Annotated in this window: 24 protein-coding genes; 10 read left to right on the forward strand and 14 right to left on the reverse strand. The window is 42.6% G+C overall.

The genetic code is table 11. From position 1 onward, the window contains the following. Positions 1-41 precede the first annotated feature (41 nt). Genes L4C38_RS07180 through L4C38_RS07195 form a run of 4 tightly spaced genes read right to left on the reverse strand, consistent with a single transcriptional unit; the run spans position 42 to position 1,845 of the window. A complete protein-coding gene (locus L4C38_RS07180) occupies positions 42-599 on the reverse strand; it encodes a hypothetical protein (RefSeq protein ID WP_428796854.1) in 558 nt (185 codons plus the stop codon). Beyond that, positions 592-1,314, reverse strand: a complete 723-nt coding sequence (locus L4C38_RS07185; RefSeq protein ID WP_428796855.1) for an adenylate/guanylate cyclase domain-containing protein — start codon at positions 1,312-1,314, stop codon at positions 592-594. Before L4C38_RS07185 ends, L4C38_RS07180 begins: the two co-directional genes overlap by 8 nt. A gap of 10 nt (positions 1,315-1,324) precedes the next feature. Then, entirely contained in the window at positions 1,325-1,591 is a 267-nt protein-coding gene (locus L4C38_RS07190; protein ID WP_428796856.1) for a hypothetical protein, read from the reverse strand. An 11-nt stretch (positions 1,592-1,602) separates the two neighbouring features. Further along, entirely contained in the window at positions 1,603-1,845 is a 243-nt protein-coding gene (locus L4C38_RS07195) for a hypothetical protein (protein WP_428796857.1), read from the reverse strand. A gap of 950 nt (positions 1,846-2,795) precedes the next feature. Between L4C38_RS07195 and L4C38_RS07200 the strand changes: the two genes are divergently transcribed. From L4C38_RS07200 to L4C38_RS07210, 3 genes are all read left to right on the forward strand, one after another. Continuing rightward, on the forward strand, positions 2,796-4,961 hold the full coding sequence (locus L4C38_RS07200) for a hypothetical protein (RefSeq protein ID WP_428796858.1): 2,166 nt from the start codon (positions 2,796-2,798) through the stop codon (positions 4,959-4,961). Positions 4,962-5,086: 125 nt separating this feature from the next. Next, positions 5,087-6,046 (forward strand): viperin family antiviral radical SAM protein, encoded by a 960-nt coding sequence (locus L4C38_RS07205; RefSeq protein WP_428796859.1) that lies wholly within the window; start codon positions 5,087-5,089, stop codon positions 6,044-6,046. Then, complete coding sequence (locus tag L4C38_RS07210; protein WP_428796860.1) at positions 6,043-6,399, forward strand: hypothetical protein; 357 nt, start codon at positions 6,043-6,045, stop codon at positions 6,397-6,399. The genes L4C38_RS07205 and L4C38_RS07210 overlap by 4 nt, the downstream gene beginning before the upstream one ends. Before the next feature lie 219 nt (positions 6,400-6,618). On the opposite strand, the gene L4C38_RS07215 is transcribed toward L4C38_RS07210, so the two are convergent. From L4C38_RS07215 to L4C38_RS07240, 6 genes are all read right to left on the reverse strand, one after another. Continuing rightward, on the reverse strand, positions 6,619-6,870 hold the full coding sequence (locus L4C38_RS07215) for a bacteriocin immunity protein (protein WP_428796861.1): 252 nt from the start codon (positions 6,868-6,870) through the stop codon (positions 6,619-6,621). Beyond that, positions 6,860-7,660 (reverse strand): S-type pyocin domain-containing protein, encoded by an 801-nt coding sequence (locus L4C38_RS07220; RefSeq protein WP_428796862.1) that lies wholly within the window; start codon positions 7,658-7,660, stop codon positions 6,860-6,862. Before L4C38_RS07220 ends, L4C38_RS07215 begins: the two co-directional genes overlap by 11 nt. A 9-nt stretch (positions 7,661-7,669) precedes the next feature. Next, positions 7,670-7,918 carry a hypothetical protein gene (locus tag L4C38_RS07225; protein ID WP_428796863.1) on the reverse strand — a complete coding sequence of 83 codons (249 nt, stop codon included), beginning with the start codon at positions 7,916-7,918 and terminating at the stop codon, positions 7,670-7,672. A gap of 169 nt (positions 7,919-8,087) precedes the next feature. After that, positions 8,088-8,618: an ankyrin repeat domain-containing protein gene (locus L4C38_RS07230; RefSeq protein ID WP_428796864.1), complete on the reverse strand. Its 531-nt coding sequence runs from the start codon at positions 8,616-8,618 to the stop codon at positions 8,088-8,090. After that, a complete protein-coding gene (locus tag L4C38_RS07235; RefSeq protein WP_428796865.1) occupies positions 8,615-11,041 on the reverse strand; it encodes an S-type pyocin domain-containing protein in 2,427 nt (808 codons plus the stop codon). Before L4C38_RS07235 ends, L4C38_RS07230 begins: the two co-directional genes overlap by 4 nt. Positions 11,042-11,319: 278 nt before the next feature. Then, complete coding sequence (locus L4C38_RS07240) at positions 11,320-12,111, reverse strand: AraC family transcriptional regulator (RefSeq protein ID WP_428796866.1); 792 nt, start codon at positions 12,109-12,111, stop codon at positions 11,320-11,322. A 98-nt stretch (positions 12,112-12,209) separates the two neighbouring features. On the opposite strand from L4C38_RS07240, the gene L4C38_RS07245 reads away from it, so the two are divergent. Next, positions 12,210-13,115, forward strand: a complete 906-nt coding sequence (locus L4C38_RS07245) for a DMT family transporter (protein WP_428796867.1) — start codon at positions 12,210-12,212, stop codon at positions 13,113-13,115. 95 nt (positions 13,116-13,210) lie between these two features. Here the strand turns inward: L4C38_RS07245 and L4C38_RS07250 are convergent, their stop codons facing one another. Beyond that, positions 13,211-15,022, reverse strand: a complete 1,812-nt coding sequence (locus L4C38_RS07250; protein ID WP_428796868.1) for an MOSC N-terminal beta barrel domain-containing protein — start codon at positions 15,020-15,022, stop codon at positions 13,211-13,213. Between the two features lie 234 nt (positions 15,023-15,256). Between L4C38_RS07250 and pyrC the strand changes: the two genes are divergently transcribed. Beyond that, on the forward strand, positions 15,257-16,285 hold the full coding sequence (gene pyrC / locus L4C38_RS07255) for a dihydroorotase (RefSeq protein WP_428796869.1): 1,029 nt from the start codon (positions 15,257-15,259) through the stop codon (positions 16,283-16,285). An 83-nt stretch (positions 16,286-16,368) separates the two neighbouring features. Here pyrC and azu read toward each other — a convergent pair whose 3' ends face one another. Beyond that, the gene (gene azu, locus L4C38_RS07260; protein ID WP_428796870.1) at positions 16,369-16,821 is read right to left on the reverse strand and encodes an azurin; all 453 of its coding nucleotides are present in this window, start codon (positions 16,819-16,821) and stop codon (positions 16,369-16,371) included. A 741-nt stretch (positions 16,822-17,562) separates the two neighbouring features. Here azu and L4C38_RS07265 point away from each other — a divergent pair. From L4C38_RS07265 to L4C38_RS07285, 5 genes are all read left to right on the forward strand, one after another. Beyond that, positions 17,563-18,018 (forward strand): dCMP deaminase family protein, encoded by a 456-nt coding sequence (locus L4C38_RS07265; RefSeq protein ID WP_428796871.1) that lies wholly within the window; start codon positions 17,563-17,565, stop codon positions 18,016-18,018. A 682-nt stretch (positions 18,019-18,700) separates the two neighbouring features. Continuing rightward, positions 18,701-20,131, forward strand: coding sequence for a glyceraldehyde-3-phosphate dehydrogenase (locus L4C38_RS07270; protein WP_428796872.1), 1,431 nt, complete (start codon positions 18,701-18,703; stop codon positions 20,129-20,131). A gap of 231 nt (positions 20,132-20,362) precedes the next feature. Further along, positions 20,363-20,575 carry a hypothetical protein gene (locus tag L4C38_RS07275; RefSeq protein WP_428796873.1) on the forward strand — a complete coding sequence of 71 codons (213 nt, stop codon included), beginning with the start codon at positions 20,363-20,365 and terminating at the stop codon, positions 20,573-20,575. 113 nt (positions 20,576-20,688) lie between these two features. Then, a complete protein-coding gene (locus tag L4C38_RS07280; protein ID WP_428796874.1) occupies positions 20,689-21,174 on the forward strand; it encodes an acyl-CoA thioesterase in 486 nt (161 codons plus the stop codon). 127 nt (positions 21,175-21,301) lie between these two features. Further along, positions 21,302-21,547 (forward strand): hypothetical protein, encoded by a 246-nt coding sequence (locus L4C38_RS07285; protein ID WP_428796875.1) that lies wholly within the window; start codon positions 21,302-21,304, stop codon positions 21,545-21,547. Between the two features lie 778 nt (positions 21,548-22,325). Here L4C38_RS07285 and hutZ read toward each other — a convergent pair. Further along, positions 22,326-22,859: a heme utilization protein HutZ gene (gene hutZ, locus L4C38_RS07290; RefSeq protein WP_428796876.1), complete on the reverse strand. Its 534-nt coding sequence runs from the start codon at positions 22,857-22,859 to the stop codon at positions 22,326-22,328. A gap of 422 nt (positions 22,860-23,281) precedes the next feature. Continuing rightward, positions 23,282-25,297: an exoribonuclease II gene (gene rnb / locus L4C38_RS07295; protein WP_428796877.1), complete on the reverse strand. Its 2,016-nt coding sequence runs from the start codon at positions 25,295-25,297 to the stop codon at positions 23,282-23,284. Positions 25,298-25,347 lie beyond the last annotated feature (50 nt).

Consider the following 25,347-nt stretch of genomic DNA (forward strand, 5'->3'; position numbering starts at 1 on the left):
ATTACAAGCCCAAAGTAACCCCCAATAAGGTCGTATTTCTATTATTTAATTGATTTTAGGTACAAAAATGCACAAGTACCGACTATGAACCATAGGGCGGTAACTTTAAGCGAGAAGGCTAGTCGATGCATCTTAATTTCGCGTATATAAATCAATTTCATGTGCTCGAAAGACAGCTCTAACTCAATGTCATCTGGTGTATCGGGATACGTTGCTGCAAAGTTTGCTATATCCTTGTCAGCCTTGATGATTTCTCTGTTTAGAAGTGAATCAAGAAATTCGAAACGATACAGTCCACCACCGTAGAAAGCACCTTTACATGTGCTCTCATTTACGATGTGGTTTACGGGGTTATCTATCGCTGAGATTGTCCTAACAAGTGAGCATATCGCGAGAAACCAAAGGACGAAAAAGATGTAGGTAACTGCATTATACTCTAGAAGGGTAGATAGTTGGTCTAGATACTTCCATATCTGAGATATCTGTGAAAATGGTAAAAGCAAACCAGCCAACAGCGCACCAACTTTGACATCCGTAGCGCGAATTGTTGCTTGGCAGTCTTGGATTGCAGCCATGATAAAACCTGACTTACTATCCATTGTTCTTGACCCACTCGTTCATAATAGTATTGATTACGTTGCCATGGTAACAGTCTCGATTGTCGTTTTTCTTAAACAAACCTTTGTTGTGATTATTTAAGTTGTGATGGAAATTGTTTGAGACCATTATTTCGCGGTCTCCGACCGTTTTGTTTCCATAACCACACAGCTTTGCCGCCTCACTAACTAGGTTGCCAAGCCAAACCACTTCATTTATGCCGCTACCCTTGTATCCTGACTTTATGAGTAGAGAGCTTCCCCAAGCAGCTCCTATGCCAACGGTCAGTTCTGAATATTTCTTTTTCCTCAACTTGATATTTAGCACATCAATGAGAGAGGCTACCTCGCAAGCGATATTGAACACTTTATCTATATCACTCTTATTGGGGGTATCGAAGATCCCCCAAACACAATCTCCCTCTATGCTAATCTCGCTAACTTTTGGGTGATTCTTCATAATCGCAACTAATTCAGAAATATATGTTTTATAAATTTTCGCAAGTACGGGCTTGGTGTGCTTTGCATTGATAGCCTTGGAGCCTCTGATGTCAACAAACAAAGCAGAGCATTTAACGTTAAAGCCATTAGTAAAGGTCAAATCATCGCGAGATGGTATCGAGTCCTTGTCTTTGTAGTCTGCGTCAGCGCCTTTTAGAATTTCATCAATGCGCTCCCTACTTTTCGCAAAGTCATATGCGCTATATTCTGCTTTCATTCACTATCCTTTAACCTTCGTTTCGGTATGATGCGTGAACACCGTCTTGATAGCCCATTGCAAATGCAGCGTGAGGGCTTTTGTGGCGCACGGTGCCTGCTTGGCTTTCTGGTAGTGAGTCAATATCTAGATTTAAATTTTCTGAGCGTTCTAGACCCGCTTGATAACCCCTTTCATATGCGCAGCCACTACACTTATGACGACCCGCGCCACTTTGGTCATGGGGAAGTGATTCGAAAAAAGGCCATTCTCTATGCGCGTTATTGCAAACGGTCATCGCGTGATTCCTTAACGTTTCTTGTTGGATTGAGACAGGACGGACGCAGCGAACTCTTTGGTTTCTTCGCTGTATTTGTCGCTTTGGAGGACGGTAGAAGCTTTGGTTTCCATCTCCTTGCCAGTTTGCTTGTCCTTGTCTGCTTGTGACATCGCACTAGCAGCTAAAGACTTTTTGATTTTTGACGCTTTAGGGTCTGAAAGGGTTTTAGCAGCCTTCGATGCCACCTTCTTGGATGTGGTTTTCTTGTTCATAAATCCCTCTAAAAGGTAGGTTATTTAGTGACCATATACTATCTAAGGGCTATTTCTGCGATTTCAATGTTAGAACATAAAAATATTTAAAATCAATGCTTTATTTATGAAATTATCAGTAGTGATGTTCCTTTGCTAGACGTCGATGCTTTGATAAAGTGAAGAATGATTTGTTCGGGACAGACTCAAAATGAAGGAAGAACATCACTATGGTAAGACCTAGGATTTGTAGACAAATTCAGATTAGGAAAATTGGTGCACGTTTGGCATGAGCGTCTCTAACTCTAAATGGACGAAACACACAATGGGGCACTTTTGAGGTATAAAGTACCAAAGGTAAAAATTCCATCGATGAAGGGGCTGGGCAAAACCTTGTTGCGAACTTCATATTACAGAGTGAACTCGGATAACTTCACTACTATAAAAGCCTTCCAATTTGATGTTTGCAAAAAGTTATTTTGCAAACATCAAAAATGTCGCTGAAATCAATATATAAATTTATAACACTCATTATACTAAAACCAATAACCAACTGATTTTAATCTAAATTATCACAATATTTGTTTGGTATATTATATTCGAATGATACTAATGCACCATTCACTCGAAACTCTAGCCATACAGCCTGCCCATGTCAGTCAACAGTGTGCAAAGTTCTCTTGAAATACAAAAGGACATAAACTTCATCGATAAATACAACTCAACGTTAATGCAAATAACGTAATGAAAAAACCCGCTTAAATTCTCAATATTATAAAAATTAGCGCCAATGCATTGACAGTAGTAAAAAATATACATAGTGTTCATGAGCAAATTGCAGTCGGCTACCGAGTATGTTACTCACTTTTCCGCTCCCCCTCTGTTGCACGGGAGGTTTCAGCTGCAAACCCGGACATTGCTCCGGTTCATTCTTTATGTGAAACCTAACTCCCATTTTTTTGGAGAAAACTATGTGCAGGATTGATGCGCCATTTGGCACTCGCTCCCTCGATGAAAAAAAAGATCCCGTCGAACGCTTCGTACAAGCACTCGACGAGTTTGAAGTAAAAGACAATTTACGAACGTTATTGATTAAACACTTTTCAGAAAACTGGATTGATGTTTTTTATAACTCTTCACGTCTTGAAGATGCATTGACTACTGCTAACGAGCAGAGCTCTGAAGCAGGAAAATGCGTAGCGCTTGCGTTTTGCCAAAATATAAACACACGTTTTCGGCTACAACCATTTCGTGATGACGATTCTTATAGAGAGTCATTGCTTTTCAAATTTTTGACTGATGTGGGAGTTATGTATTTCCCAACATCTCCTTACGATTTCTACAAAGCGGGAATAGAAAGACATCTTCACTCATATGCTTGGTTTATTCGAAATCACTATGGTGATGAGTTTTTTTTCACCAAAGAGTTCTTTAATGATAAAGCATTCTGCTCTCTAAATGGAAATGAGAGATTACACATTCTTTGGGATTGCTTGTACTTTATAGCTCCTACGTTTGACCGTTTAAGATACCACTCTGACGACTCAACCTTAGTTAAAGGACTACTATCTCTAGCTTCATCAAACGATAGCTCCAACTGTCCCAGTGAAGATACCCAATCTATTCAACTAGGTCTAGATTTCTTAAAAGCATGGATCAAACATGATGCTGAAATAGGGCGTATTTCTTCTGACTTATCTGATTTTTTCTGGGGAACCCCATGGAAAAAGCTTGAGGAACTAGTTAGACAGAATGACGATGAAGAAGCCAACAATTCTCTATCTAACTGGCTCATCAACACAAAGCGAGAACTTAATAAACATCTACTTCTCAATTTCAACTTAGACAATGCTTCAATTTCCGAATCTGAACTGTGGTCCAATCAATTAGAGCGATATTTTAACGATATATCCCACCATCTTTACAACGAATTAGATTGGGAGGCCCCCTGTTTTGAAGAACTAAATATTCGTCTTAAGAGCGAGTTGGAAAATTTGTGTTCTCAGTTGGACTCGAGGCAGTTAGAAACATGGATCAAATGGTCGATTCAGCAAGATTTTGAACGTATTTTAAGTAACAAGAAAAGGTCGCCAGAATTGCCTAACAGCTCAGAGAGATGGGTATGCGAAGCGTTTTTTGGTATTTGGAAAGATCTTTTCTTGGCAAACATTAGTGCGCGAGAAGTTAAAGAGCAACTTCATGTTTTGTCGGCCATTCCCCCTGTAAGAAGAGGGGAATCTGCCGAGTTTAGTTTGACCTGTTCTGAATGGTGGCGTGGACTGTTAAATAAGCTTCCAGAAATAGATAATTTCCCTAAAACGTTAATCCCAGAGTGGACTATCACAGCTACTCGTTGTTTACACGAGCAAAATCTACTTCCATATATCGATAAAAGTATAGGCATTTTAAGACAAAAAGTATCCAGTGCAGGAGAACCTGAAGAACAGGAAGGGCATGACGATCAACTCAAACAACTGCTAGAAAAGCTCGATCGCTTACAACCTAACAAATCCTTTCGTCATCGCCTGCTACTAATGCGCACTTATGGCCTACCGCTTTCTGATGAATCGATTTCTTGGGGAAGCCTATTCAACAACAGTAAATCAACTCAGTGGTATGTTCCAGCGAGTGATCTTGCACCTAAACTGTTTCAAAAACACCTAGATGTTGGGTTGACCGAACCAGCAGAACAGCATTTAAAAAATCTACTGGATCCATATGGCACATGCACTAATGAGTTAGTAGAGTTTTGTCTGAGCCGTTTGCGCCTTCGCAAGGGAGAGAAAGCTAAAGACAAGCAATACACTGCGGAGCAGATAGTAGAGCAATCTTCAATTTGGCGTCAGGGATACTTAAAAGCTTTGACTGAGTTAGGGTTTGATCTAAATGGAAAAGTACATAAGGCCGTGTATTTCATCAAACAGTCAGACCCTGATCCTGATGTACGCGCAATTGCCAGCGAGTGTTACAAAGCTGTCCGTAGAAAAGCGAAAAAGAGTCCTACTATTCCAAGTTTAAAACGAGGCATTATTGCTGCTGAATGGTGGCTACTTATCTGCCAACGACAAGAACTAGGTCTGGCGATAAACTATGAGGACGCCATCAAATCTAGACGCAACTTAATGCGCAACCCATAAATTACTTTTAATTCATTCATCTAAATCTTGGTGTACTGGAGCCTGATGCTCCTACTCTGACGTTTTCCGTCCGCCATGTAAAAACTTTACGGTCTGCAAGAGCAGGCCTGTCAAGGAGTATACGTATGCGTACAACAAATCACTTTGTAACAAAAACTGGCAACTTAACAACCTGTAAGCAGTTAAATGAACTAGTAATCAACTGGCACATTACTGAGACATGCAACTATAACTGTACCTATTGTTTTGCAAAATGGGGAAAACCTAACGAACTGAATCGTTCATTAACATCTATCGAAAAATTACTCGATGAACTAGCTAACTATTTCATTCATGGCAATCCCGAGATAAAAAGAACTCTCGATTACAAGGATGTACGTTTAAATTTTGCTGGTGGCGAACCAATGATGTTAGGACACCCATTTTCATCAGCGTTAATGATGGCGAAACAAAAAGGATTTAAAACATCAATTATTACTAATGGTAGCTATCTGCTAAAACGCCGCTTTACACTTCCAAAAAACACTCTAGACATGATCGGCATCAGTTTCGACAGTCAATATTATCATGTCAGAAAAGAGTTGGGCCGGATTGACCGCAAGGGTAATTCATTAAACATAGATGAATTAAAGCTAGCAATCGAACAGCTATCACTTACACAAAAAGACTTAAGAACCAAAATTAACACCGTTGTAAATGCTCTGAACTGGGAAGAAGATTTATCTCCGTTAATCTCATGTGTAGAGCCTGATAAATGGAAGGTTCTTCAGGTAATGCCCGGTGGTCCGAATGACCTATTAATTTCTGATGAACAATTTAATAGTTTTATTGAACGTCATTCAGATAAAGGTTTACTAATCTCTTCTGAGTCAAACAACACTATGACTGAGTCATACTTGATGATTGATCCCAATGGACGCTTTTACCAAAACACCAAAGGTATGTCAGGCTATATCTACAGTGAACGAATTGGTGATGTAGGCGTTGAGACGGCACTGAATCAAATCAACTTCAACTGTAATCGCTTTATGTCTCGTTACTATGCCGAAAGCTCATCAAACACTTGTGATGAGGTACAGGTATGAAAAGTGATTCTTGTTTTGGAAAATCATCGGGGAAACCATTAAGTATTTATTATACTGAGTTTGAAGCACAAATAGCATCAGAGTATTCTAAAGATGTTTATGGCAATGAATTGATACAGTATAAATGCAAAAAATGCAGTCACTGGCATTTATCACCAAAGTCTAGGATGACACCCTGTAAAAAATGTAGCTGGTGTACAGCCGCGAACGGCGAATACAAGAATTCTTACCGGACGCGTAAAGATGCGAAGCTTAGAGCAAAAATCATTTTTTACGAACAAGGAATTGACTTAAAAGTATATGAATGCAAATACGGTGAAGGCTGGCATTTAACCAAAGGTAGAAACTATTAATTACAGTAAATCTTTTCAGAAAATGGGCAATAACCTTCAGATTTAGGGCTGTAGATTAGAAATCCATAAATAACTTTCTGTAAGATGAACTTGGTCAATTGATTGAACAAGCATCAATAGCATGCCCTTCACATACCCAAACGCCAACTATTTAGCGGGCGTTTAGGTTGCTAAAACGTCAAAAAACATTGCCAGTAAACCTATTTGGGATATATGGCTTTATATCTTAAAGCAAGGTAAGTCTTGATCCGCATACCACCGTTTAATTTCATGCACCGCAGCCTCAGAGCTATCTCCAAGACCTAGCATTGTTGGATACATAATTAAGTCACTACCACTAGGATGACTAACCTTTGTATTAAGAAACGCAACAAGTTCGTCTAGCTTCTCAGGATCAAAGTCGTCCGCTTCTGATTCTAGAAGTAATTCTAAAAACTCTTGCTCTGTATAATCGTGTAAACTATCTCGCATTAGAATGTATCCTTATATGATTTCTGGCTGTATTAATTCTCAAATTATCAATGTGATACACTTCGCCACCATGCTGAATCTGCTTAACGTGATGAATTTCAAAACGCCCCCTTCTACCGCTTTCTGACTGTTGAGACCTTATACAGAAAGGGGCGTTTCCATTTCGAATCTGAGTTAAAGAACGCTTATCAAATTGTTCCATTAGTTCCGGATGATGAACGACTTCTTTCCAGATAGCAGTTTGCAAGTCAGAAAATTTTTTAAATTCTTTCCCTCGCAACGCATCTGCAATTTTCGTCGGTATATACTGCCCTTGCCCTGAGTTAGCTGCGTCACCAAGCCAGTAACCATCTTGCCACTCTACATCTCGTCCTTGTCCTGTTACAACACCCGGCTTATCTCGCGGACCTTCTTTATAAACCACATAAAGTGGAGCAATGCCTGAACTCTCTGGGAACACCAAGATCGCGTCGCGCCAGTCTTGTTCCTCTGGCATCGGTAGCGTAGTAACGCTCGCCTCATCGTTTGAGTGGATTGGCGTAACCAGTATATCTTCTTTTTCGAAGCCATCATCATGGTCAGGCGTGTTTTGCCAACTGGCTTCCCCCTTGCCTGTCGGCGTCCAATAAATCGTCGGTCCGTTTTCTTCCAAACTAACCGACAACTGGCCGTTATCCTCCCCCACATACTTCACGGGGATACGCGTGTCATTAACGTGATAAGCGCGCACGATTGGGTAGTGGTTTTCGGCTTCTGGTTCGGTGATCTGCACTCGAATACGGCTTTGCACCGTGTCCGTTTATCTCAGCTCATCTTCAGTGTATTGCGTATCGTCGCCAAAAAATGATTGCTGCAAGGCGAACAAAGCCTGAATGCCTTCCACTTGCCAACGGTAGCCTTCTACAATTTTATCTTTGAGCGTGCCTGCCATCCTATCCAGTTGCAAGGCTGCGGATTGTTGCGCTTGTTGTTCTTGAGGGTTTCCCGCCATACCAGCAGAGCCCGCCATGGCGGAAAGAGCTTCTGCGGTTTGAATGGTAGATGCCACCGCAACGGGGTTAGCATTGGCTTGATTGAAGAAAGATTAGATAGTCGTAGGCTGGAAACCCATTAGCATTGCACTAATAATTGGGTTCCTATAACGCGACTGAGCGATGATGGGCATTATCTGTTACGCGCCAATTAAAGGCGCTTTCAGAAATAAATATCGGTTTAATCTAATATTTTTTAAACAGTGCATGTATTTCGGGGTCGACATCCGCGATTATATCTAGCAGATCTTTTAGAGTCTTACCATTTTTATTCTGTGTGTTTGGGTTCCCTCCAAAATCTAGAAGCGCTTTAAATACATCATATACATAAGGCTTCTGGTCAAATCCCATTCGTAATGCGCTAACGCCATCATTATTTTCATGCTCAATCAGTTTATCCGCACCGTTTTCAAGTAATAAGCGTATCCCTTCAACATTACGTTGGCGTACTGCATAAATCAGAGGCGTGTTGCCATAACTATCTATTGCGTTGACATCTAAGCCTTGGTCAATCAGAAATTGAATCGTAGCAATCGGGGTTCTGTCTTCTGGGTCTGGAGATGTAGACATAAACATCTGATGTAAATAAGTCCACTTATCATTTCCGGTCACTTTTAAAACGTCAATACCTTGTTTTTGAAAGGCGACTACTTCATCAATTTCTCCATCTCTCAGAGCTTCATAGAATTTGAATTCAGGTGAATCTACATAACTCATTTTTGTTGCCTCTTCTTTAAGAATCTTCGCATATCTGCAAGGATATCATTTAATTGATCTTTCCCCGGCTTTTCATTTACATGACTGAGGTTGGTGATCCTATCTTCAATTTGATAATAATCCGGACGAGTGTTCATAAAATCATTGAGTTGCTCTTGCGTCATGCCCAACTCATCCGCGGCTGTAATCACTCTGCGATTTTCAACACCAGACTTGTGACCATAATGCCAATCGGTCAGAACATTACCATCTCGGTCAATAAAATTACCATTAACATCCGTCCTCGCATTCGCTTCAATCTGCCTTTTCGTTTCAGCTCGTAATGAAGGGCGCTGTAACGCCGATTTTGGTTCTCCTGATGATGCGTAACGGCCTTTTTCATCTCTTAGCTGGTACACCACATAAAGTGGAGCAATGCCTGAACTCTCAGGGAACACCAAGATCGCATCGCGCCAGTCTTGCTCCTCTGGCATCGGTAGCGTGGTAACGCTCACTTCATCGTTTGAGTGGATTGGCGTAACCAGTATATCTTCTTTTTCGAAGCCATCATCATGGTCAGGCGTGTTTTGCCAACTGGCTTCCCCCTCTCCTATCGGCGTCCAATAGATCGTCGGTCCGTTTTCTTCCAAACTAACCGACAACTGACCGTTCTCTTCTCCTACATACTTCACGGGGATACGCGTGTCATTAACGTGATAAGCGCGCACGATTGGGTAGTGGTTTTCGGCTTCTGGTTCGGTGATCTGCACTCGAATACGACTTTGCACTGTGTCCGTTTCTCTCAACTCATCTTCAGTGTATTGCGTATCATCACCAAAAAATGATTGCTGCAGGGCAAACAAAGCCTGAATGCCTTCCACTTGCCAACGGTAGCCTTCTACAATTTTATCTTTGAGCGTGCCTGCCATTCTATCCAGTTGCAGCGCTGCGGATTGTTGCGCTTGTTGTTCTTGAGGGTTTCCCGCCATACCAGCAGAGCCCGCCATGGCGGAAAGAGCTTCAGCGGTTTGAATGGTAGATGCCACCGCAACGGGGTTAGGGGCAGCATTGGCTTGACTGAAGAAAAAAGACCAAGGTCCAAAGTTATCCACCGGCTCATATTCATGCCCTGCATCAACGCAACCATGAGGCTGGTTGCAAGATTTGGCGAACACTCTATAAGGCGTGACGTCTTTGACTCGAACCAAAGCAATGTCGAGCGCACCAAGGCTCGCTTGGTTCAAAGATTTGATCGTGCCACCACTGAGGAAACGCTCGCGGTGGTCGTAATAGCTGTTTGCGATGGTGTTGTAAATTTTAGGTGGCTGGGGTGGAAAACCGGTTTTAGAGGCCTTTGGTTCAACGTGCTGGTTAACGTCGCCACGTGATATCGCAGGCTCTTTAATCGCCGCTAATAGCGATGGAAGTGTCAGTTCTACGCCGTGTTCTTGTAGCCACGCATCGCTGATGGCGTCGAGTTCATCACGTTCGATTTGTTTATCAAGATAAACCAGATATTGGTCTTCAACTACTTTCCCTGCCAGCTTCCAATACACCAAAATGGCGGTTTGGTTTTTGTTATACCCCCGCTCTGGGTTTAACGCCGTTGATGTGGTTTTAGTGGCGTAAAAACTCCAATTTCCGTCACCGATAACACGGTATTCCTGAATCAGTCGTTTTTCATGAAAATGGTAAAAATAGCCTTGCGTCGGCAACCCTAATCGTAAACCTCTTTTGACCGTCGGAATAATTGGAATAAACGCTTCGTTTGCTAGGTTTGAATTGATGCTGTTTACCGCCACTGGCTGGTGAGGGCTAAGCCCTAAACGCGCACTGCCAATGCTCACCGCCAAACGTTTCGGCTCGTTTTCTGCCGCGTGTACTTTGTACAAGGTTCCTTGCGCTGTTTTGCTGGTTTGCCAATCACCAAGTAAGGTTTCTTTTTCTGTTTTCCCAAGCGCAAATTGGGTATGCGCTTCGCTGCGCAAGGTATCTTCACTGCAACCCACTTCGAAGCAATATTCGTAGTTGAGTGCAGCGGGGGTTTCTGCCGCAGAAGGAATGACTGGCTCTGGTGTGTACGGTGGCATAGGCGCTGCGGGGTTTAAGTTGCCTGAACCACCGCCGCCAACAAAACCGTTCATTTTAGTACGTGATACAAAAGCATGGCGTGCAGAAGGGGTGATAATATCTGTCGCTTGTGTGTTGATTGCCCATGTTTTGACTCCGGATGAAGCAGATTCATTGATAAACATTGGGACTGATGGGCAATCATTTAACAGTGCGAGGTGCCCTTCACGCAATTGGTCTTTGAACTTGTCGATACCCATTTTAGAGGGTATGACGCCCGCTAATTCTGATTGGGAAAGAGGAGTAAAATCGGCTTCGACTTGGCTAAACTCGTAAGCCATTAATTCAGAGGTTGGCACCACTTTATACGACACAGAGTCACCCCGTTATGTGATCAATAATATGTAGGTATACACATTACTACTCAATAACTATGCCAATAACCATAGCATTAAAAATCAATAAGTTAAGATGATAAATGTGATTTTTGGGCAACTTCTTGCTCAGCGTGAGCAAATAGTTGCCTGACTGGGCAATATCTTGCTCGATTGGGTACTGATTTTGGCGAGAGATGGAACCTATATTTATCCGTAGAAAGGAGTGCTATAGATATAAGTTATTTTGCAAACATCACCTGAGTATTTGGATGAAATCAGCCAATCAATTTATTTTTATATTGCTCTGGGGTTTGTCCGGAGTATTTCTTAAACATTGCAATATATGGGCTGGCTTGGTTGTAACCCAACGTGAGTGCGACTTCTTTGACAGAATGCCCTTTTTGTAGCAAATCCATCGAGTAGAGATAGCGAACTCTCAAGCGCCATTCTGTAAAACTCATACCCAAATCGGCTTGGCAGTGGCGAGCCAGCGTGCGCTCAGTTGTATGGACACGTTCCGCCCACACACACAAACTGGTTGTATCGGTAGGATCTTCTTCAACAGCAGACAAAATTGGCGCAAGGTATTTGTTATCCGTCGAGGGTAAGAAATGGTGTTGCGTATCTCGTGTCGCAAGCTGATCTAATAATACTTGTACTAAGCGTTTATCCGCTTCGCTCTGGGCAACATTGATTCGTCGAGTTCTAAAGTCATCAATAATTGTTGAGGCTATCGGTGTCACGCGAATCAAACTGGTTTTATCTGGGAAACTTTCCGTCAGGTGCATTGAAACGTTCAAGGAACAGTAAGATAATGGTTTGCGATTGTAACTGGTATGCATCACACCCGGCGGCACCCAGATAGCTAAATGGGGAGGTGCGAGAAAGCGTGTATCTTCCACTTCCATCTCAAGAATACCGCCACTGATCAATTGCACTTGCCCCCATGGATGGCTATGCACTCGCGTTTCTGTATTCGATAAGAACGCTTCAAAATTCATAAATACATCAGATGGAGCCTTGTCGAATGATAACGACGGGTGCAGGTGTTTGGCTGATTTTCTCAAACTTGTCTTCCTAAAACTTATTATGTCTCAATAGAGATACATACTATTATACAGACCTGAGAAACTACCCGCCACCTTAACAATGCGATGAATCTCACATGATCTACCTACTCCCTATACTCACCGTTTTCATCTGGGGGATGAATGCCATTGCCAGTAAGATGGCTGCCACGATCATTGAACCGAGTGCAATGAGCTTCTATCGCTGGCTATTTGCGATTTTTATTTTAACGCCATTTTGCTTAGCTAAGGTGGTTCGCCTTTGGTGCGATATCAAACCGCATTTAGGTAAGCTCGCCTTTCTCGGGTTTTTAGGCATGGTGATTAACCAATCTTGTGGTTACTACGCAGCACTGACAACCACGGCGTCAAACATGTCGCTGATTACCGCATTGGTTCCTCTGATGAGTATCTTTATCAGTGTGCCTTTGTTGGGTAAACCTATTTCACGTAATAGTATTTTGGGTGGGATCATCGCTTTAGTGGGGCTAGCCTATATGCTTGGTAAGGGAGACATGCTGTTTTTCTTAACGCAAAAAATCACTCCCGGCGATGCTTTAATGGTAGTGGCCTCTCTTGCATACGCTATGTATTGCGTGCTGATTAAACGCTGGAAAATGCAGTTACCCAACACCATCCTAATCTATATGCAGGGTTTAGCTGCAATGGTGATGCTGGCACCTATTTGGTTAACCAGTGATCAGCTTTTACCACCAAGCGAGGCTATGCCTATAATACTATTCGCCTCAATAGCAGCCTCAATTGCGGCACCATGGATGTGGATAAAATCCATAGATGTCATTGGAGCAGATAATAGCGCTATGTTCATGAATTTATTACCGGTAGTGGCGGTAACGCTAGCGGTGCTCTTATTGGGAGAAACCGTTCATCTCTACCATTTTGTCGGCGGTATTATGGTTATTAGTGGTGTAATTTTGGCACAACTAAAACGCGGTAAGAAAGACAACATAGAGTCCAATATACTCAATAACGATCTAGCCTAATATGGTTTGTGCTCTGGTTTAACTCGCTAATGGGTTTAGGTAATAGTGCGCTAGACCCAACTAGCGCACTTCATCACAACGGCAAAGCTGGAAGGCTAATAACAGATTTTCACATCAGTACGAGGCACGGCACAACAAGCTAAGACTTCACCACCGGCGACATCAATATGTGCAAGCGCAGGTGCTTCAGGGTGGCTCACTTCCCCACTGACTACTTTTACCCGACAAGCTCCACAAAGCCCAGCTCTGCAGCTATTCGATATATGGATCTCTGCGTTTTCGGCCTGTTCTAAAACCGACCCCTGATTGTCACCGATAAATGTGTAACCATTAATTGTGACCTTGAGTGATTTCTCAACGTGATGTTCAACTCGCTCAGCAGTAAAGGCTTCTTGATGGTATTGATTTGGGCTTAATCCAGCTTGAATCAATAATGATTTTGCCTGCTGCATAAACCCTTCCGGACCACATACAAACACCTCTCGTTGAGACACGTCTTTAACTTGCTTTAAATGCATCGCACTTAAACGACCTTTTAAACCAAACCAATTCAGTGGTGCTTGTGATAATGAAATAAGGATAGTGAGCCCCGCATGTTGCTGGGATAGATGCTCTAACTCTTCCCGATAAGGTATGTCTTCCTCGATACTGCACTGATGATAAAACACCACATCATCCAGTGTTTGCTGATCGGCCATAAAGCGTAGCATTGAAATCATCGGCGTTACGCCACTTCCTGCAGATAGCAGCAGAGTTGACCTATTGTGATGATCTTCCCCGTGAAAGACGCCATCAGGCGATTGACAGCTTAGTGCATCACCTACTTGTAAATGTTCGGCTAGCCAGTTTGAGACGCGACCACCCGCTATTTTCTTTACTGAAATAGCGATTTTATCTGGACGAGATGGCGACGATGATAAGGTATAGCGGCGCGAGATACTCTCACCATCAATATCAACCAGAATCGGAAGGTGTTGCCCAGACTTATATGATAAATTTTGATTACTCTCCAGCCAAAAGGTAATAAAATCTCGAGCAGTTTCTTCTCGTTCCACACACTTTAGTGAATGTATCTTGGGTGACTTGTCTGTGTAATATTCTTTCTCTTTATACTCAAGCACTTCGATCTCATCACCGGCGCAAATTACCCCTTCATTTTTTGCCACTAAGTTTTGCCCAAAAAACACACCGCCAAACTCGTTAGCTCGAAATTCTGATAGCGTCTTTAATGGCTCTTTGCTTGGTCTGAACTTACCGCTTTGCACATCCACTGTGGTTAATATGCAGCGCTCACACGGTTTAACCGCTTCAAACTCCACCTCGCCAATACGGATACGCTTCCAGCTATCTTCTACAAATGGTTCGCGGCTTGAGGCAATAAGATTCGTTCGAAATTGCTCCATGCTATGCAACTCTTGGCTACGGGCATTCAATTCATCCAACGAACCTTGGCTGATAATAAGTAGCGGATAACCATCGGCAAAACTCACGTTGTGACCAAGCATCTCCCTGACCCTAGTGGATTGTTCTCCGCTGTACAGCAACTCCACTTTCTTGCCAACAACGCTGCTGAACCAGTCATTCGCCTCATCAGTGGTGGTGTAAGCTTCAAAAGTATCTTTCCACACCGTTGCACAAGTCGGTTGCATCTTGAATTCTTTATAGCGAATGATGAGAGGATGACGATCAGGAGCAGTAAAACGCAAACCATCCGGACTAAGAACCGATTTAATTTTGACCATTTGCGGATATTTACGCGCTGTCACCATAGAGCCATCAGACAATGCCAGCATAAAGCGACGATCAAACATCAAACCTTGCTTTTCAACCCATGCCGTTGATAGAGCGAGACCACCAACTGACTTGACAGGAAATACATTAATTTGTGAGAGGGTTGTGGCTGTCATTGCTATTCCTTAGTAATAATTATGTGGTTGCTGTTCTTATCTCTCGGTTGCATTGTCTGTCACTATAACGCAAACGTTTAGCTATTTGTTGGGCAAAGATAACCGATAAAATAAAAATGAGATGAAATCACCCACGCTTTCCTCTATCATCCTGTCGCCTAAGCACACTGATTTGCACATGCAGACCATCGACTTAGGCTCCAATCAGATAACAAACTCATGGTGGGAGCTAACATGACAACTATTACGATTACTCGTCCGGATGACTGGCACGTTCACCTTCGCGATGGCGAAGTTCTTAAAGATACCGTGCGAGATATCAGCCGTTATAACGGCCGTGCGCTAATCATGCCAAATACTATCCCACCAATTATCGATACAGAAATGGCTCTTGCCTATCGTGATCGAATTATGGCTGAAAAACCAAGCGCTCAGTTTGAGCCTTTGATGGCGCTATACCTAACAGATAACACAACAGTTGATGAAATCCACAAAGCAAAAGCATCTGGCAAAATTGTTGCTGCAAAGCTTTATCCTGCCGGTGCTACGACCAATTCAGATTCAGGCGTCACCTCTGCTCAGAACATTTACCCTGTGTTAGAAGCAATGCAAGAAGTCGACATGTTGTTGTTGATACATGGCGAAGTGACCCATCACGATGTAGACATCTTCGACCGCGAAAAGCAGTTCCTAGATACCGTTTTGGCACCGATCGTCAACGACTTCCCTAAGCTAAAGATTGTGCTTGAACATATTACGACAGCAGATGCGGCAAACTTCGTCTCAAATGCAGGTGATAATGTTGCAGCTACCATCACAGCGCATCACTTGATGTATAACCGCAACCATATGTTGGTTGGCGGGATTAAGCCTCACTTCTACTGCCTACCAATTCTAAAGCGCAATACACATCAACAAGCTTTGGTGAAGGCTGCGACCAGCGGTAACAAGAAATTCTTTTTAGGTACCGATTCAGCACCACATGCAAAAGGTATGAAAGAAGCGGCCTGTGGGTGCGCGGGATCATACACAGCACATGCCGCGCTTGAGCTGTATGCAGAGGTCTTTGAACAAGAAGGAAAATTGGGCAACTTAGAGGCATTCGCTAGCCACAATGGTCCTGACTTCTACGGCATTCCACGCAATACTGATATGGTAACTCTAACGAAAGAAGAGTGGGCTGTCCCTGCGAGCATGCCATTTGGTACTGACATTGTAGTACCAATTAAAGCAGGTGAAACTGTCACATGGACAGTGAAATAAACACCACTGCTAGCTGGGTATGATTCAATGAAAAACGCCTCACAAAGTGAGGCGTTTTAGTCAAATTAATATAGTTTCAACGATTATTTAAATTCAAACTTACCTTTCATAATCGCCCAATGCCCTGGGAACGAACAGAAGAAAGTATAGTCACCACCAGATGTTAGGCTACTTGTGCTGAAAGTAAGCGTCGTTTGCTCACCGCCACCGATAACTTTAGAAAAAGCATACACGCGATCATCGCCCGGCTTGATGTAGCTATTGTCGATGCCAGCACTCATCCCTTCAGTACCTACGCTCTGAACATTCGCTGTATCTGTAATAACAATGTTATGCCCCATTGAAGCGGCAGGAAGGCTTCCCGTATGTTTGAGTGTGATAGACACTTCTTCACAGGTTGCTGGCACACTGATGATATCCGTTGAAAATTTCATCATGTCGTTTGCTTCAAGAGTCACTTCACAGCTGGCGCTTGCTTGGGCTGAAAATGCTGCTGCAAATAGTGTTGTAATCGAAAGCAAGTAACGAAGTTTCATTATTTATCTCCTTATTGAAAGCTGCCAACATTGTACTTAAATGAAAAGCATTTACTACTGCGCATCTCTCAATTAACACTTATGCAGCAAATTCATTAACTTGTATTGGTCACTTAAATAAGAAAACCCCGCTAGGCAAAGCCTAACGGGGTTTATTCTTACTCGCAGCGATCCAGCTACTAAAAGTGCTCCCTGCATCAAATCCTTGATAGCACGCTGATTCCTTCAGCATTTCCTTAACATCACTGTCCTAGCGGTGTCCTTTGCTTTCCATGCTAGCCATCTTTCCTAGATAACTATATCTTCTTCCTGAAGATGACCAATCCTTGGGTCTTTCCTGTTCCGTGTCTGCATCCTGCCGACACCTTTAATTTAAACAATTTCCCCTAAAGGGACAATATACCAATTGATTTAGCTTCAATAGAAAATAACCAAAAACAACATGCAATCGTTTAAATTCAATTACTTAAGTAAAACTCCGAGCAATTCCCTCACCAACTTCGTGCTGAAATCTCACATTCTTGTGAGATATCTCTTACAAGTCAAACATACAAAATGCTCGAGACAAATACTCGCTCTTGGCTATTAATTGCACTTTTTCTGTATGAAACAAGCTTAAACTAGGTACTAACCCTTTAAAAAGTGGGATAATATTAAATCTAGCAAGTGGATATCTCTTCACTCAAATTGAGTTGAAGTCCACTTTAAATTTCTAATTACTATTCTTGTTGAGGAAACGCAATGATCTCGAAATGGGCACAACGCTTTTACCAGATGGCAGAACTTGTTGGCTCCTGGAGTAAAGATCCATCAACACAAGTTGGTGCTGTCATTACCAAACAAAACCGTATTGTTTCAGTTGGCTTCAATGGTTATCCACATGGAATTTCTGACAGTGCAATAACTGATGATCGTGAGATGAAGTATCTTAAAACACTGCATGCGGAAGAAAATGCGATTCTGTTTGCTAAGCGAGATTTAGATTCCTGCGAAATTTGGGTAACACATTTTCCTTGCCCAAACTGCGCTGCTAAAATAATCCAAACGGGTATTTCTGCGGTACATTGCCCAGAGCAAACTGAAGATTTTCTATCCCGATGGGGTGAAAAAATCGAAATCAGCCAAGAGATGTTTTTGCAGGCTGGCGTCGCGGTAAACTGGTTACCGTTAGAAGATCTCGCACAATCGGCTCGCTAAGCCATAGGCGCTGCTTTTTTTGTTACTGAAGCAGCGCTATACCCAAGAAACCTGAAGATGCAGGTAGGCGGCAAGTAAGAAAGTCCCCTGAGCATAGGTGAACTATGTGATTGGGGCGCACGACACAGCCAACACCGCTGCAACTTCAAGTATGACGGGTATAAATCCATTCACTACATAACCCCTTTACCAAGCTTAATGTACAGCCGCAGGGCAGAATAGAGACTACGAACTGAATCTCGCCACCGTAAAAACGTTAACTAACTCACATTTATATACTCACAAAGCCGTTCTCACTCCTACCCCTCGATGCCATTACTGCCACCTGCACGTCAATTTTCCGATAACGCATGCTGATTATTACCGAATATGTTGATTTGTTATCACAGATCTCATTAACAAACTTGTTGTTGCATTGTTTCAACACACCAAGATCGATTAAGTGTTTTTTAACTAAAAATAAGCACCTCAGTTTGGGAATGTCAATTAGCGATTACGCGCATTAATTCACCATTTAAACGAATGAAAATGACACTATTCAGGCGATCCAATGGCAATTATTTTTCCTAGCAGAATAAGGGTCCGGACATTACAATTCTGCCACATAAAAATTACAACAAATTCACTGCCTCATTCCATGAGGTGGACGCTCAACTCAAAACGTGAAAAGGTCCTAAGCTCAATGAGTCCTGAAAAACATCTTCTCGACTGGCAAACGAACCAAACGGTTGCCGAAACAATCTCGCCATTACTCGGTCAACTATATCGCCAAAAAGGGGTTGAAGTATTATTGTTCGGCAAAACCTTAATTAATGCCCCAACCATAGACATTATTAAAACCCATCGACTCTCTCGGCATTATAGTGGTACTACTATAACCCCTACCCAAACTTTGCCTTTAATCCAAGCTCTAGTGGATATGCCTCTATCACCTTGCAAGATAGATGTCGGTCAACTGGCGGATAAGTTCTGGAAGAACAATAGTGATACACACACACTAAAAGACTTTCTTCACTCGGCACTCGTCACTGCGATGAATGGCGAAGGTGTTGGGACACCAAAAGACGTTGTATTGTACGGTTTTGGTCGCATAGGTCGCTTGTTAACTCGTCTACTTGTCGAAAAAAGTGGCCCTGGCTATCCACTACGACTGCGCGCGATCGTAGTGCGTGGCGGTAAGCATGGCGATCTTCAAAAACGAGCTAGCCTATTACGACGTGATTCAGTTCATGGGCAATTCAATGGCAGCATTATCGTCGATGAAGAGCGTAAAGCGATTATCGCCAATGGCAATTACATTCAAATCATCTATGCAAACCAACCTGAAGATGTCGATTACACACAATATGGCATTAACGACGCGCTGATCGTAGATAACACCGGCGTATGGCGTGACAGTGAAGGTCTAAGCAAACATCTATCTTCGAAAGGTGCTAAAAAAGTGCTACTGACCGCGCCTGGTAAAGGTGACATCAAGAACGTTGTATTCGGCGTCAACGAGCAGGTCATTCAACCAGAAGATTTGATTATATCGGCAGCAAGCTGTACCACCAATGCCATTACTCCGGTACTCAAAGCCGTCAATGACCGTTATGGTATTGACTCTGGTCACATAGAAACTGTGCATTCATTTACCAATGACCAAAATCTAATCGACAATTTCCACACTGGTGAAAGGCGTGGTCGTAGCGCTTCATTGAACATGGTATTAACCTCGACTGGTGCAGCGAAAGCGGTTTCAAAAGCACTTCCTGAACTCACTGGGAAGCTAACAGGCAACGCGATACGCGTTCCAACGCCAAACGTGTCAATGGCAGTGGCTAATCTCAACCTTGCCAATTCAGTCGAATGTGATGAGTTAAACACTTACCTACGTGACATGTCGTTGAAATCTGAATTGGCTGGGCAAATTGACTACACAGATTCGACCGAAGTAGTATCCACCGATTTGGTTGGTTCTCGCTTCGCTGGTGTGGTGGATGGTGCAGCAACGATTGCACAAGACAAACGCTGTGTACTTTATATTTGGTATGACAACGAATTCGGCTACAGCTGCCAAGTTGTCCACTGTATGGAACAGATGATGGGCGTTCGCTACAACACCCTCGCTTAGATTATAAAATCTCCACAATATAATCATTATAAGTAACACTTTATATTTGCCACTTCACATTTGAAGTGGCTTTTTTAGTACGCATAGGCAGAAAAAACCGTTATAACCTTATAAACATATTCATGTTCAATTCATCTAATCCATCGTATTCTGAGGCTCACTCATTTAAACAGCGTGAACAACTTTCATTTTTCACTTTGAAACGACTGACTAACTAATGAGGTTACATACATGGTCCGCATACTGAACACATTCTTGGCTCTCATCACTGGCTTTATCGTTTTGATTGGAGGGCTGCTCATTGCTATCCCTTTAACCATCATTGGTGCAATTACAGGTAGACGACTACTCAAAGCAGCTGAAAAAGCGCAGCACGCCCAAACTGACCAAGCGAGCGGTAGTCACCGTGTCATCGAGGGTGAGTTTGAAGAAGTTGGCAAATAGGATAGCCATCAAATCACTGCCATCTGATGGAATTTAAGCAATGAAATATTGGATTCGGCACCAGTAACCTTGTTATATTGATAAGTAACTCATTTATGTCAGGGAGTAGCACTATGAGCAAGCAACAAAGGGACGTAACGTTACGCTTCTTAGCTGAACCAAGCGATGTAAACTTTGGTGGCAAAGTCCATGGTGGCGCTGCCATGAAGTGGATCGATTTAGCAGCCTACGCATGCGCCGCAGGTTGGAGTGGAAAATACTGCATCACAGTATATGCTGGTGGTATTCGCTTTGTCTCGCCAATTCATGTGGGCAATTTGGTAGAAGTCAGCGCCAAAGTCATTTATACCGGCAGTAGCTCAATGCACATAGCGATTGATGTTCAAGCCAGTGATCCCAAAGAATTAGCTAACCGTTTAACCACCCACTGTATCGTTATCATGGTCGCGGTAGATGAAGAAGGGAAAACGACAAAAGTGCCTGAATGGTTACCAAAAACGCCAGAAGATATTGAGCTACGCGAATCAGCGATTCGACTAATGAATATGCGTAAGCAGATTGGTGAAGAGATGGAAGCACACGTAAAATACCTAAAATAATCCCTAAGCTAAAATACAATCTGTCTCTAAAGGTATGTAAGACCGAGTAAAACTTTAACTCCTGTCATTTTTCTTTCATCAACCTTTGATTAAATCCCAGCTTAAATTCTTCTGAAGGAATGCAAGCTTGGGAATCAAAGAAACAACATTGGATGAGAATACACTCGTTGACCTAAAAGCGGTTGAATACCAATGGGTACGCACTATGTATGTTGAAGGGTATGACGAGCAGCAGATCAACTATTACATACAGGCATGCTTCGGCGGGGATACCACATTCGCCGATCTATTTCGTCGTGTCGCACTTTCCCAAGAAAGCCTCTACGTGCTATTGCAATACGTAGGATGTGCTCCATCAAATCGCGAATTCTAACAGCGTATCGAAGGATGAGCCCAATCACAAATACTGTCGTCTAAGTTAACAATATTCCATACTACAAACACGAATCTTTGCACCACATCGCATTGAATGTGGACACGACTATTTCTAAATGGATGATGTAATTAGTATCGGAGGTGCAAAAGAAAAAGCCTGAGCAAAGCTCAGGCAGGTTACAAAAACTGTTAGTAGACATAGTAAGGAATCGAAGCTAACAGCCAGCTATGCGTAACGCCAATTTTGCACGCTACTTAACTGATCGGCGGCCAAACCAAGATTGTTAAGTAACGATACATATAGGCGACCTTAGGGTCGCCTTTATCGTTTTAATAGTCCTCACCCAACTCCGATTGAATTCCTCCGACCAATCAGCTCTGAGCAAGAAACTCGATAATTCAAGTATCTCAGTATTTTCAGCTTTAACATTTAATTAATACCAGTTAAATGTGCTATTGAAGAAACTGAAAGAAACCTTAGTTGTAGTTTGTATTATTCTTTTTCAGAAAGCAACCAATTGCGACATGATTCTAAGTTTTCATTTGGCTAACTGAAAGCATACGATCACTTTACGTCTCAAATCAAAAATACTAGCAATAAGTGCATGGTTTAATGTAATAAAACAAGTTTGTTAGTTATTTGTTTCAATCCTTAATGTTAAACCTAAATCTAACTTTAAGGTTGGGCTTACAATTGCGTTCAAAGACAATTTTAGTTCTTTATTCTGAATGTAATGACAAAACTCTACAGCCAAAGAACTGTATTTGAAATATAGTCACGACAGTTGATTTTTTATACTGCGATGCCCTTGAAGTAAAGGTGCTGCATCAACCAATTCTTGCGCTGATACAGGATAAGCTTGTCCAAAACCTTTAACAAAAAGACCTTTTTCTGGCATAAAACGGAACAGCATAAAATCTTGTAGCTCAGTTAACCCTGACACTATCTCGCCGTGTCTATCTTCCATTTGAGAAATAACCTCTCGCCATAGATCAGAATGGCGCTCTACGACCTGAGCAGTGGCATCAAAAGTGAGACGAACACGTGCGAATAGCTGCCGGCTGTTTGCCTCATCTTCAACCATCATTAAAGATACATATGGCGAAACCAATAGATTCTGCGTATGCCGAGCTAACTCAGAGATCAGTACAAAGTAACCATGCTGATTTTGAACAAATGGTGCATAACTCACGTTCGGATACCCTTGGGCATTCACTGTCGCGAGCTGTAACGTGTAGCGATGTTGCTTAAATATTTTCAGATCATTTTCCAGTTTTTCTTTTAGCCGCTGTTGCTGCTCTATATCCATTCCACGCCCCTAATTCCATTTGAGTTCACTATCAAATTGATAATCTTATGTTCAATTTAAATCATAAGTATTGACCATATTCTCAATCGAGCTATACCCAAGAAATTTGAAGGTGCAGGTAGGCGGCAAGTAAGAAAGTCCCCTGAGCATAGGTGAACTATGTGATTGGGACGCACGAACACAGCCAACACCGCTGCAACTTCAAGTATGACGGGTATACCCAAGAAACTTGAAGGTGCAGGTAGACGGCAAGTAAGAAAGTCCCCTGAGCATAGGTGAACTATGTGATTGGGGCGCACGAACATAGCCAACACCGCTGCAACTTCAAGTATGATGTGTATAACTCACTTCATAAAAAAATCCCCTGAACTACAAGTTAATTCAGGGGATTTATATTCAGATACGATAAACGCTTATCTATATTATTCTGCTGGCGTCTCCGCTACTGGCAGTTCAGCAGCTTCAGCAACGGGCGCAGTAAACACTTTCGTTGGCTTTGCTACGATGTTACGGTTTTCTTGATTAACATCCACCAATACCACTTCTAGTGTGTCACCTAAACGAAATTCAACCTGTTTATCAATCGAAACACTACCGTTATCAGCATTGCTCTCGATACGCTCTTTGTTGTCCATGATCAACGAGCTTGGTATAAATGCCGCAGCACCATTCACCAATAGACGAACACGCATTCCAGCACGATTAATATCAAAGATTTCCGCACTGAACTTAGTCGCTTTTGCTGGCTCTTCAGCCAAGGTACGAGCATATAGCCAGTCAGATACGTTGCGTTCAGCCATGTTGTGGTACTTACGATGTAAAGCCAGCTCTTCGCCGACGGTATCATCCGCTGTTTGTTCTGGTTCTTTACCAAGAATATGCGCTTTAAGCATACGGTGGTTGATCATGTCACCATATTTACGAATTGGAGAAGTCCATGTCGCGTAAATGTCTAGCCCCATAGCGAAATGCGGTAGTGGCTGGTTACCCATCTCACTGTATGTTTGCATTTTACGAATTCGGTTGTCTAAGTAGCTGCTATCTTGCTCGCCTAACCAACGACGCAGTGCGGCAAAGCCATCGATAGTCGCAATTGATTCTGCAGTAAATGGCAGATCACCTTGTGGGTTGACCATTTCGACTACTTCAGCAATCTTTTCAGGTTTAATGCCTGCGTGGTGGTTAAATACACCAGAGCCAAACGTAGCTTGTAGTGTTTTACCTGCACAGATATTAGCGGTGATCATCGACTCTTCAACTAAGCGATTTGCGCTACGACGCATATCCGCGTGAATTGCGATCACGTCATTATCTTCACTCAGCTCAAAGCGGTAGTCTGGGCGATCTGGGAATACCACAGCGTTCTTTTCACGCCAACCAGCTCGAGCTAACGAGAATTCATAGAGATCACGTACGATCTGAGCGATTTCGTCTGTTGGTTGCCAAACCGGTGATTCACCGTTTTCTAGCCAATCTGAAAGATGATCGTACGCAAGACGAGCATGGGATTTAATGTTAGCGGCGAAGAATTTAATGTCGTCGCCAATAACACCGTCTTTATCTACTGTTACCGTACAACAAAGCGCAGGACGCACTTCGTCTTGCATCAGTGAGCACAACTCATCGGCAAGATCGCGTGGCAGCATTGGAATATTGCGACCCGGTAAGTAGATAGTAAAGCCGCGCTGACGCGCTACGCTATCCATGTCGCTGTCTGCAGTGATATAAGCAGTAGGATCAGCAATGGCGATAGTAAGAGCAAAGTCACCATTTTCAAGCTTCTGCGCGTGAAGCGCGTCATCCATATCTTTGGTTGATTCACCATCGATAGTAACAAAAGGTACATGTGTCATGTCGATGCGTTCTAAATCCGCATCGTCTTTAATTTCCCAATTGTCGATGCCTTCCGGCTCGCTGTTTGGTAGATCGTTCTGAGCCAAAGTGACCCACCACGGGGCAATTTTGTCATTTGCATCGGTGATCTTTTCGGAAATCTCGACCAAAAAGCCATTACCACCTTTTAATGGGTGGCTAATTAAATGAGCGACGACCCAATCACCTTCAGCGATATCGTTCGGGTTAATACCCTTCTTCACTTTTGCTTTTAGCGATTGTTTTTTCAATTGTGGATGATCAGGCGTAACATTCAACTTGCCTTTGAACATTTTTACTCGCCCGATAAATCGAGTTAGGTTTTGTTCCAATAGCTCTTCAGGCTCAGCCACTTCACGTTCATTCTCTGTACGAATGATCGCTTTTACTTTGTCTCCATGCAGGCATTTCTTCATATAAGGTGGCGGAATAAAAAAACTGGTTTTACTATCCACTTCTAAGAAACCAAAGCCTTTTTCCGTTGCTTTGATTGTGCCTTCCTTCTTAGGTAGGTTTTCTTGAATTTGCTGCTTGAGCTGTGCCAGTAATGGGTTATCTTGGAACATCTTAACTCTATATATAGCTTGTAAAATTGCGCATACTATAACATTGGCAC

Origin of the sequence: Vibrio kasasachensis (assembly GCF_050337565.1) — a bacterium.
Taxonomy (GTDB): Bacteria; Pseudomonadota; Gammaproteobacteria; order Enterobacterales; family Vibrionaceae; genus Vibrio; species Vibrio kasasachensis.